This window comes from Citrobacter sp. Res13-Sevr-PEB04-36 (assembly GCF_015672735.1).
In the GTDB taxonomy this organism is placed as follows: Bacteria; Pseudomonadota; Gammaproteobacteria; order Enterobacterales; family Enterobacteriaceae; genus Citrobacter.
Genome location: NZ_JADABY010000023.1, coordinates 143,983 through 152,551 on the forward strand (window position 1 = coordinate 143,983; position 8,569 = coordinate 152,551).

Here is an 8,569-nt window from a genome sequence, read left to right on the forward strand (position 1 = left end):
CCATGTATAAATACGGTAAAATTAAAACAAAGCGACTATAAGTATTTGATGTGACACTTTTATGATGATTTATCGTCGTGCGGTCCCACAGAGACCTCAATACGCTTTTGGCACCCTCTCACCAACATCATGCAAGGTTGTTAAACAGGCTGGCATGCGGCTTACACCGGCCAGTGCGCCCTCAAGATGACGAATAAATATTTGCTGCTCATGCTTCGCCATCGTATGCATCATCTCCATGATGACGCGCTCTAAGGTTTCTACCTGAGCGGCGAGGTCCTGTGACTCTTCTTCTTTTTGGGCAAGTTTAAGTAACAACTCAGTGACGAGATTTTTCATTTGCGTATTCCCTTAACAAAATATGGGTCACGGTAGCATTATGGCTCTCAACTGCCTAGTGGATGAAAGTTGTATTTTTAACAGAAATAAAACGTTTTGCGAAAACAATCACACCACAAAATAAGATGAATTAGGTATTACGACAGAATTATTCAATATAAAAGAGTGAAGAGATTAATAATCACTCAAAAATATAATACAAACTTATGGATTAACACCACTGGCAATCAACGGTGTTAATCCGACATTCAACGTGCGCGACGCCGACGTCGCAATGCGACAGCCAACTGCCAGATGTTAATCAACACAATGCTCGCAGTCGCGATAAACACCCAGCGAAAACCGGCCATTGCCGACACAGTTGCTCCCATCAATGGTCCCGCGACATTGCCAAGATACATAAACGACTGGTTATAGCCAAAAATACGCCCGGTAATCTGGTCGCTGGAGTATTTCACCAACAGCGTCTGCACGGCGGGAAGCATCGCGCCATCGGCAAAGCCAAGCAGGAAACGCAATACTCCCAACTGCAACGGCGTTGTGACCCAGGACATGGCGAAAAACAGCACCACGGCAAAGATAAGCGTCGCCATGAGGATCCGTTCAGTTCCCACCCGATCGCCTAATTTGCCCAATCGAGGGGCTGAAATCAGCGCCGATATCCCAGGTACTGAGGCAATCAGCCCGCTGAGAAAGGCAATATTGCTGCTGTCTGGCACCATCGATTTGATAAACAACGCCAGAATGGGGCCAATAGAACCATTACACAACTGGATAACCATGGTGGTAAAGAACAGGCTAATCACCAGTGCCGGATAAGGGAGAGAGGCGAACACAGCTTTGCCGCTTAAACGTTCACTTTTTTTAATCGTCGGGCGCACGCCCTCTTTAATGAAGAACAGCGTGACCAGGAAACTGACCACCAGCAACCCGGCGGTAATACAGAATACCGCACGCAAGCCCACATGGTCGGCGATAAAACCACCCATCAGCGGTCCGCCAATCACCCCGCTAATCTGTGCCGTAGAGAGCGTACTCAGTGCCCAGCCGCTGCGCTCGCGTGGAACTTGCGACGCCACCAGCGCCATTGCATTGGGGATGTATCCCGACGTTAACCCCATCACACCGCGCAGCAGGAAAAGCTGCCAGACATTGGTGGCAAAGGCCTGCAATAAAATCGCAATCGCCATCCCGAGAGAAGCGCGCAGCAGCATTAGCTTACGCCCTTTACGATCGGCTAAACTGCCCCACATCGGCGAAACAATGGCAGAAATCAGAAACGTAACGCTAAACGTTAACCCGGACCACATCGACAGAGCTTCATGCGAGGTCACCCCGAGCTGGGAGACATAGAGTGGTAAAAAAGGCAGGATTTGGCTGATCGCCAGTCCGGTAAAAAAGCACCCGAACCAAACGGAAATAAGGTTAACTCTCCAGGATTCCATAGGGACTCATAACGATAAGTAGCTGAAAACTGCGAGCAGCTTAACAAATTACGTATCCGGACAAGCATCCAGAGGTGCGATACCTCACAGTTTAGTATTTTATCTCCCCGCTCATCATATTTGTGATATTCATCACACATAAGCCCTATTTATTACAGGGGAATATGCTTCGAGCATCCTCCACAGACTCGCTCATTTTCTTCCCTTCTATACGCGTGAAAACATTCTGCCAGAAGCCGAGGAATCCTGCGTTTTGTCGTGGTAATGTATGTGCTTTGCATTCAAGGAATGGGTTTTTAAGATGGCAAAGTTGCGGGTAGGAATCGTATTTGGTGGTAAATCGGCAGAACATGAAGTGTCATTGCAATCGGCAAAAAATATTGTCGATGCCATCGATAAGACTCGCTTTGATGTTGTGCTGTTAGGTATTGATAAACAAGGGCAATGGCACGTCAGCGATGCCGGTAGCTATCTGCTTAACGCCAACGACCCGGCGCGTATTGCGCTGCGTCCTTCGGCAACCAGCCTGGCGCAGGTACCAGGAAAGCAAGAACACCAGTTGATTGATGCGCACAACGGTCAGCCGCTGCCGACAGTCGATGTTATTTTCCCTATTGTGCACGGTACGCTGGGTGAAGATGGTTCCCTGCAAGGTATGCTGCGCGTGGCGAATCTACCGTTCGTCGGTTCCGACGTGCTGGGCTCAGCAGCATGCATGGATAAAGACGTGACTAAGCGTCTGTTGCGCGACGCCGGGTTAAACATCGCGCCATTTATTACGCTCACCCGCGCTAATCGTAATAGCATCACCTTCGCTGAAGTTGAATCGCGCCTGGGCTTGCCGCTGTTCGTTAAGCCGGCTAATCAGGGATCGTCCGTTGGCGTCAGTAAAGTCACCAATGAAGCCCAATACGATCAGGCCGTAGCGCTGGCATTTGAATTCGATCATAAAGTGGTAGTGGAACAAGGGATCGTCGGCCGTGAGATCGAATGTGCAGTGTTGGGGAACGATCATCCGCAGGCCAGTACCTGTGGCGAGATCGTTCTGAACAGTGATTTTTACGCCTATGACACCAAATACATTGACGATAACGGCGCCAAAGTAGTGGTTCCGGCAGCTATTTCACCGGAGATTAACGACAAGATCCGCGAGATAGCGATCCAGGCTTACCAGGCGCTGGGTTGTGCTGGCATGGCTCGTGTGGATGTGTTCTTAACCGCAGAAAATGACGTAGTGATCAATGAGATCAACACGCTGCCAGGCTTCACGAATATTAGTATGTATCCAAAACTGTGGCAGGCGAGCGGCTTAGGTTATACCGATCTGATCACCCGTCTTATCGAACTGGCGCTGGAGCGTCACGCGGCAAACAGCGCGCTGAAAACCAGTATGTAAAATCCGCCAGGATGCCCGATAGCTATCGGGCATCCTGCGTTTCATCATCTTCCACGCGACGACGAATAATCAGCCCGGCCAGCCAAAAGCTAATCACCCAGGTAACCAGCCCCACCGCATAGGTTTGCCACCCCTTTGCTTCAAATCCCAGTAAGCCCACCACACCATTGAGAATAAAGATAAGCCCAATGGCAAACGCGTAATAATGCCAGTCGCGGCGAAGTTTTACAGGCAGGTTCATAACAGCTCCGGAGGAATCACAACATCATAAAGACGCATCCTCGCACATTTATCTCTGGCGGTCTGTGCCGTATGCGGAATTTCTTAAATGTAATTAAATTTCACTTAAGGTTACACGTTTGTGACGAGGAACATAAAAGCAGAATCCAGGAATAATCCCTGGCCGAAATTACCATCATTCTGATATTGACAACCCCGAACACCTGTCAGACTCACTGTCAGTTACTGGCATTATGTCAAGAAAAGCAGGTTGTTTCTGGAGGTCTCTCATGGCTGATTTTACGCTCTCAAAATTCCCGTTTAAGGGCAAGCATCGGGATCCCTCCTCTCTGACCGGAAATATTATCTACGCCGTCTTCGTGCTGTTTTGCTTTTGGGTCGGGGCGCAGGTGTTAACCCTGCTGGCTCACGCGCCCGGCATTTATGAACAGCTGATGCAACTGCAAATGCAGGAAAGCGGACGCCCGCGGATCGAAATTGGTTTAGGCGTCGGAACGATTTTTGGTTTGATTCCCTTCCTGGGTGGCGGCCTGATCCTTGGTGCCATTGTGACCTTATTACGCTGGCGACAGCGCCATCATAAAGATGACTGACCCATACATTTCGCCCGCCGCTCATCCACCCGTTTCGCAAACCACGCGGTGGTCAAATTACGGGTGATCTTTGGACTCTCAAGCTGAATGCCCGGCAGCATTTCACGGGGTAACGTTTTACCTGTTTTTGCTTCCGCCAGCCTATACACATTCTCGTATAACGCCGTATCTTCAAATGCGAGGCTGTCACCTTTTTGCAACTGACGGTGGATATCACTCTCGCTCATCTCCAGCTTCCCGGCCAGCTTACGTACAGCCAGCTCTGTTTTCCCCGGATCATCGCTGTCGTAACGAATCAAATCACCGTCCAGCGCCAGCTTCACGCCGCTGGCTTTACTCACCGCATTCTGGAAGGCCGCATTACGACTGGCATACCAGCCCGCATTAAAATCAGCAAAGCGGAAGACAGGCGCGCTGTAATTCGCCGGATAATTCAGCAAATGATACGTTCCAAACCACAGCCCACCACGGCGGGTAAACACTTCCTGACGCACCGTCCCCGTCATTTTCCACGGATAGCCTGAGGCGTGCTGTTCAGCAAACGCGATACTGACCTGCATCGGACCGCCGGTATGCACCGGATTAAGCGATCCGAACAGCGTCTGCCCCATCGGCACCATGTTGATAAAATCATCAAAGATGGCGCTAAGCTGCTTTTCTGTCTTTACCGAATCCAGACGCTCGCTGTAGCTTTTCCCGGTCGGCGAGTTAATCTTCAACGCGGTATGCACCACAAACAGCGGAATATGCATGCGCTCAGCGCGGCGGTCGATCTCTTTCCAGGCAATTTTATTTAAACCAGGCACAGCTGGGTCCGCCTGATAGTTGGACTCCTGCTGCGCCACAGCCAGTACCGAACAGACATTCTCGACCGTCGGTGCCAGCTTCTGGCTTGCAAACGTCTTCGCCAGATCCTGCGCCCAGGCATCTCTGTCCTTCACGCTGGCAGGCATTTTCTGACGCACCACGCTCGCCACATCGACGGCTTTTTCCCCTTTTTTTAACGGCTGCGAAGGTTGGCTACTGCATCCCACCAGCACCAACGCCGCCAGACAAGACCAGGGGTAAAGACGGGAAACCGTCGACATAACATCACCTTTTGTTAGCTAAGAGTATGAGTCACTGGCTGAATCTCCTGACCATCCAGCTCTCTTTCGAAGCTGCGTAGACGCTTATAGATAGACATTAATTCAACTAACGTCGTCCAGGAGTTAATCAGATACTGGAACGATCCGCGCACCTGACCAAATACGTTAGTGATTTGCGTCATCAGACCGAGCGTAATCGTACCGGCAACAATTGACGGAAACAGCAGGAACAAACCGAAAACGTTATCCACCTGCAAGTACAGAATACGGGCGATATTAAAGTACATATAGTGAAAATAGAGGCGGAAATAATTCTGACGCACCGCGTGAAACAGCTCACGGACAGTCGGTGGCGTTGCGCGATTAGCATCATCTTCGCCGTAGACCAGTTCTTTACGGTAAGCGGCTTCCACGCGCTGGTTTTTGAACTCCAGTCCCGGGAGTTTGATCCCCACGACGGCCAGTAAGCCGGTCCCCATCAGTGACCAGACAATGGCCGCAATCACCAGACCATAAGGAATATGACCGACAATCGGCAAGTCAGGAACATGTGCAGACAGCGTGACCAGCACCGGCAAGAAGGCAATCAGCGTCATAATCGCGTTGATAAAACTAACGCCCATATCCTCCAGCGTGGAGGCAAAACGCATGGTATCTTCCTGCACACGCTGCGCGGCACCTTCGATGTGACGCAGATGCTGCCAGTGCGCCATATAATGTTCGTTCATCGCAGTACGCCAGCGGAACACATAATGGCTGACGAAGAAATTGTTCATCACGCCGATCACCACGGCAATCAACGCAATACCCAGGAAAATCCCCACTTCATGATAGAACTGCTCAATCTTCACCTTATGTGGGGCGCTCAGTGCAGTTTGAATCAGATCGTAGAATGGGGCATACCAGGCGTTGACGGCGACCCCGACTTCAACCAAAAACCAGGTCACGAAGATAATCAGCGACGTGCCCAGTATGGACCAATACTGCCAACGATGCGGACAGTAGATAAACCAGAACGCGGCGAACAGCCCGACGCAGAGAAGGTAATACGCATAAAAAATCAGGTAGTCCAGCGACCAGAATCGGGCGGCGCTGATAGGAACATCAGCCGATGCGCCGGTGATATGTGCAACCCAGGCTCCCCCACCTGCCTGCCAGAATACAACTGCGACCAGTGCCCAAATAAATGCCGAAATAAAGAACGGTCCCGGCTTTGGGAAAAAAGACTTAAACATAGTGCTCTCCTGCTAACTTCTTATCGTTATGACGACTGCTGTGCATTTGCCAGCGTGCAAACGATGGCAAGACGGCTAACGCCCAATAAACACATGCTGAAACCGACAATTGTGACCAGAACCGGCGTGCTTAGTTCGCTACCCGCTCAGAAGAATTGTTTCTATGGTTTTCATACCTGACAGCGTTCCGGCATGTTCAGATTATCGCAGCGTGAGATCACAAAAGCGAACATCCAATCCAGGGGAAAAGGTAACGTTTACTCATCGTTACGTTTTTCACACTATGATTGGCGTAATAGCACTTTGCAATATGCCGATGAGTAGTATAAATACGCATACGCACGTCATCCTTTTTTACTACCCCTAACTCATGGACACCACCGTTGAAACGTAGTCTGCTTTTTTCTGCCGCGCTGTGTGCGGCGTCATTGACATCTGTCCAGGCGGCACAGCCTATAACCGATCCGGTCTTCGCCTCTGATATTGTCGATCGTTATGCCGATCATATCTTCTACGGCAGCGGAGCTACGGGAATGGCGCTCGTGGTCATTGATGGTAATCAGCGCGTATTTCGTAGCTTTGGCGAAACACGCCCCGGCAATAATGTTCATCCGCAGCTGGATTCGGTGATCCGCATCGCCTCAATTACCAAATTAATGACCAGCGAAATGTTGGTGAAATTGCTCGATCAGGGCACGGTAAAACTGAACGATCCATTGAGTAAATATGCACCACCCGGTGCACGAGTCCCAACCTGGCAAGGAACACCTATCACGCTGGTGAATCTGGCGACTCATACCAGTGCTCTGCCCCGCGAACAGCCAGGCGGTGCGGCAAAACGCCCGGTATTTGTCTGGCCAACGCGCGAGCAGCGCTGGAGCTACCTCTCAACCGCCACACTGAAAGCTGCTCCCGGATCGCAGGCCTCCTACTCGAATCTGGCGTTCGATCTACTGGCCGATGCGCTGGCCGCCGCGTCCGGTAAGCCTTATCAACAGCTGTTTGAAGAGAAAATAACCCGACCGCTTGGGATGAAAGACACCACATTCACACCTTCACCCGATCAGTGTAAGCGCCTGATGGTCGCCGAAAAAGGGGCCAGCCCGTGTAACAATACGCTGGCGGCGATGGGTAGCGGCGGTGTCTATTCGACGCCTGGCGATATGATGCGCTGGATGCAGCAGTATCTCTCATCGGACTTTTATCATCGTAGCCAGCAGGCTGACCGAATGCAGACGCTGATTTACCAGCGTACACAGTTAACAAAAGTAATTGGCATGGACGTGCCAGGCAAAGCCGATGCGTTGGGCCTGGGCTGGGTTTATATGGCACCAAAAAATGGCCACCCGGGAATTATTCAAAAAACCGGTGGAGGTGGTGGATTCATTACCTATATGGCAATGATCCCACAGAAAAACGTGGGGGCCTTTATTGTCGTTACCCGTTCTCCGCTAACCCGATTTACCAATATGAGCGATGGTATCAACGATTTGGTGAGTGAATTGAGCGGAAACAAACCTCAGGTTATCCCCGCATCCTGATTTAATACTCAAAAGGCAAACGGTTAATATTCAACAGTTTGCCTTTATTCATTTCAATGTAGCCGCCTTTACGCAGTGCCGCGAGAACTTCTGCGACGACAGAGCGTGAAATACGTGTACGTTGGTGAATATAGTTCATAACTCCAACACGAGAACGCAGTAAGTCATCCCATTTCATCATGGATATCAGCGTGGCACGGATTTGATCGTAGGAGTTATTACCTATTAATTGCAGATCGCGTATTTCAAGCATGCTGTGCTGCCAGGCTAACCAGCTAAAGGCTTCGCGCCATAGCTGACATTGTTCAATTATGCTAATCGTTTTGGATGCCGGAAGATGGTAACCCGTACAATGACTTTCAGTTATTAATTTATATTTAACATCTGTTTTCATCACTACATCAGCAAGCCCCATAATAAACGGCGCCTGTGTGATGCCAACCAGTATATTATCTCCCCACATCAGAGAAATAACACCTTTTAAAATAACAAAAGTCTCATCTTTATTTACATCACCGGAGTATATTACTTGTTTTTCATTTTCATATTCAAAACGTTCACCATATTTTGACAAACATTTATCCAACTTACCAAATTCCAGAAAAGGCTTATCTACAGATAACATTTACGCATTCCTTGCATAAAAGCCCGTCAAATCCTTGACGGGCATACTTAGATTAAAATACCGGTTT

Annotated in this window: 9 protein-coding genes; 3 read left to right on the forward strand and 6 right to left on the reverse strand. The window is 49.8% G+C overall.

Features of this window, described 5'->3' with window-relative positions:
- Positions 1-96: 96 nt before the first annotated feature.
- Positions 97-339, reverse strand: coding sequence for a sigma-S stabilization anti-adapter protein IraP (locus IMQ48_RS06955; protein ID WP_196208431.1), 243 nt, complete (start codon positions 337-339; stop codon positions 97-99).
- 248 nt (positions 340-587) lie between these two features.
- Positions 588-1,784 carry a multidrug efflux MFS transporter gene (locus IMQ48_RS06960; protein WP_196208432.1) on the reverse strand — a complete coding sequence of 399 codons (1,197 nt, stop codon included), beginning with the start codon at positions 1,782-1,784 and terminating at the stop codon, positions 588-590.
- 301 nt (positions 1,785-2,085) lie between these two features.
- On the opposite strand from IMQ48_RS06960, the gene ddlA reads away from it, so the two are divergent.
- Positions 2,086-3,180 (forward strand): D-alanine--D-alanine ligase, encoded by a 1,095-nt coding sequence (gene ddlA / locus IMQ48_RS06965; RefSeq protein WP_196208433.1) that lies wholly within the window; start codon positions 2,086-2,088, stop codon positions 3,178-3,180.
- 22 nt (positions 3,181-3,202) lie between these two features.
- Here ddlA and IMQ48_RS06970 read toward each other — a convergent pair whose 3' ends face one another.
- Positions 3,203-3,421, reverse strand: a complete 219-nt coding sequence (locus tag IMQ48_RS06970; protein ID WP_196208434.1) for a DUF2754 domain-containing protein — start codon at positions 3,419-3,421, stop codon at positions 3,203-3,205.
- Positions 3,422-3,689: 268 nt separating this feature from the next.
- Between IMQ48_RS06970 and IMQ48_RS06975 the strand changes: the two genes are divergently transcribed.
- Positions 3,690-4,013 (forward strand): DUF2755 family protein, encoded by a 324-nt coding sequence (locus tag IMQ48_RS06975; protein ID WP_196208435.1) that lies wholly within the window; start codon positions 3,690-3,692, stop codon positions 4,011-4,013.
- On the opposite strand, the gene IMQ48_RS06980 is transcribed toward IMQ48_RS06975, so the two are convergent.
- On the reverse strand, positions 3,998-5,101 hold the full coding sequence (locus tag IMQ48_RS06980; protein WP_196208436.1) for a DUF1615 domain-containing protein: 1,104 nt from the start codon (positions 5,099-5,101) through the stop codon (positions 3,998-4,000). The two genes, IMQ48_RS06975 and IMQ48_RS06980, sit on opposite strands and share 16 nt — an antisense overlap.
- Positions 5,102-5,115: 14 nt before the next feature.
- Positions 5,116-6,336 (reverse strand): peptide antibiotic transporter SbmA, encoded by a 1,221-nt coding sequence (gene sbmA / locus IMQ48_RS06985; protein WP_196208437.1) that lies wholly within the window; start codon positions 6,334-6,336, stop codon positions 5,116-5,118.
- A gap of 383 nt (positions 6,337-6,719) precedes the next feature.
- Here sbmA and ampH point away from each other — a divergent pair, with 383 nt between their 5' ends.
- Positions 6,720-7,877, forward strand: a complete 1,158-nt coding sequence (gene ampH / locus IMQ48_RS06990; protein ID WP_196208438.1) for a D-alanyl-D-alanine-carboxypeptidase/endopeptidase AmpH — start codon at positions 6,720-6,722, stop codon at positions 7,875-7,877.
- Position 7,878: 1 nt separating this feature from the next.
- Here ampH and iprA read toward each other — a convergent pair whose 3' ends face one another.
- Entirely contained in the window at positions 7,879-8,502 is a 624-nt protein-coding gene (gene iprA / locus IMQ48_RS06995) for a hydrogen peroxide resistance inhibitor IprA (RefSeq protein ID WP_196208439.1), read from the reverse strand.
- Positions 8,503-8,569: the final 67 nt, after the last annotated feature.

Coding starts and splice junctions, on each gene's coding strand:
- ddlA (WP_196208433.1), top strand. CDS start 2,086: ATGGCAAAGTTGCGGGTAGGAATCGTATTTGGTGGTAAATCGGCAGAA.
- IMQ48_RS06980 (WP_196208436.1), bottom strand. CDS start 5,101: ATGTCGACGGTTTCCCGTCTTTACCCCTGGTCTTGTCTGGCGGCGTTG.
- iprA (WP_196208439.1), bottom strand. CDS start 8,502: ATGTTATCTGTAGATAAGCCTTTTCTGGAATTTGGTAAGTTGGATAAA.
- IMQ48_RS06955 (WP_196208431.1), bottom strand. CDS start 339: ATGAAAAATCTCGTCACTGAGTTGTTACTTAAACTTGCCCAAAAAGAA.
- sbmA (WP_196208437.1), bottom strand. CDS start 6,336: ATGTTTAAGTCTTTTTTCCCAAAGCCGGGACCGTTCTTTATTTCGGCA.
- IMQ48_RS06960 (WP_196208432.1), bottom strand. CDS start 1,784: ATGGAATCCTGGAGAGTTAACCTTATTTCCGTTTGGTTCGGGTGCTTT.
- IMQ48_RS06970 (WP_196208434.1), bottom strand. CDS start 3,421: ATGAACCTGCCTGTAAAACTTCGCCGCGACTGGCATTATTACGCGTTT.
- IMQ48_RS06975 (WP_196208435.1), top strand. CDS start 3,690: ATGGCTGATTTTACGCTCTCAAAATTCCCGTTTAAGGGCAAGCATCGG.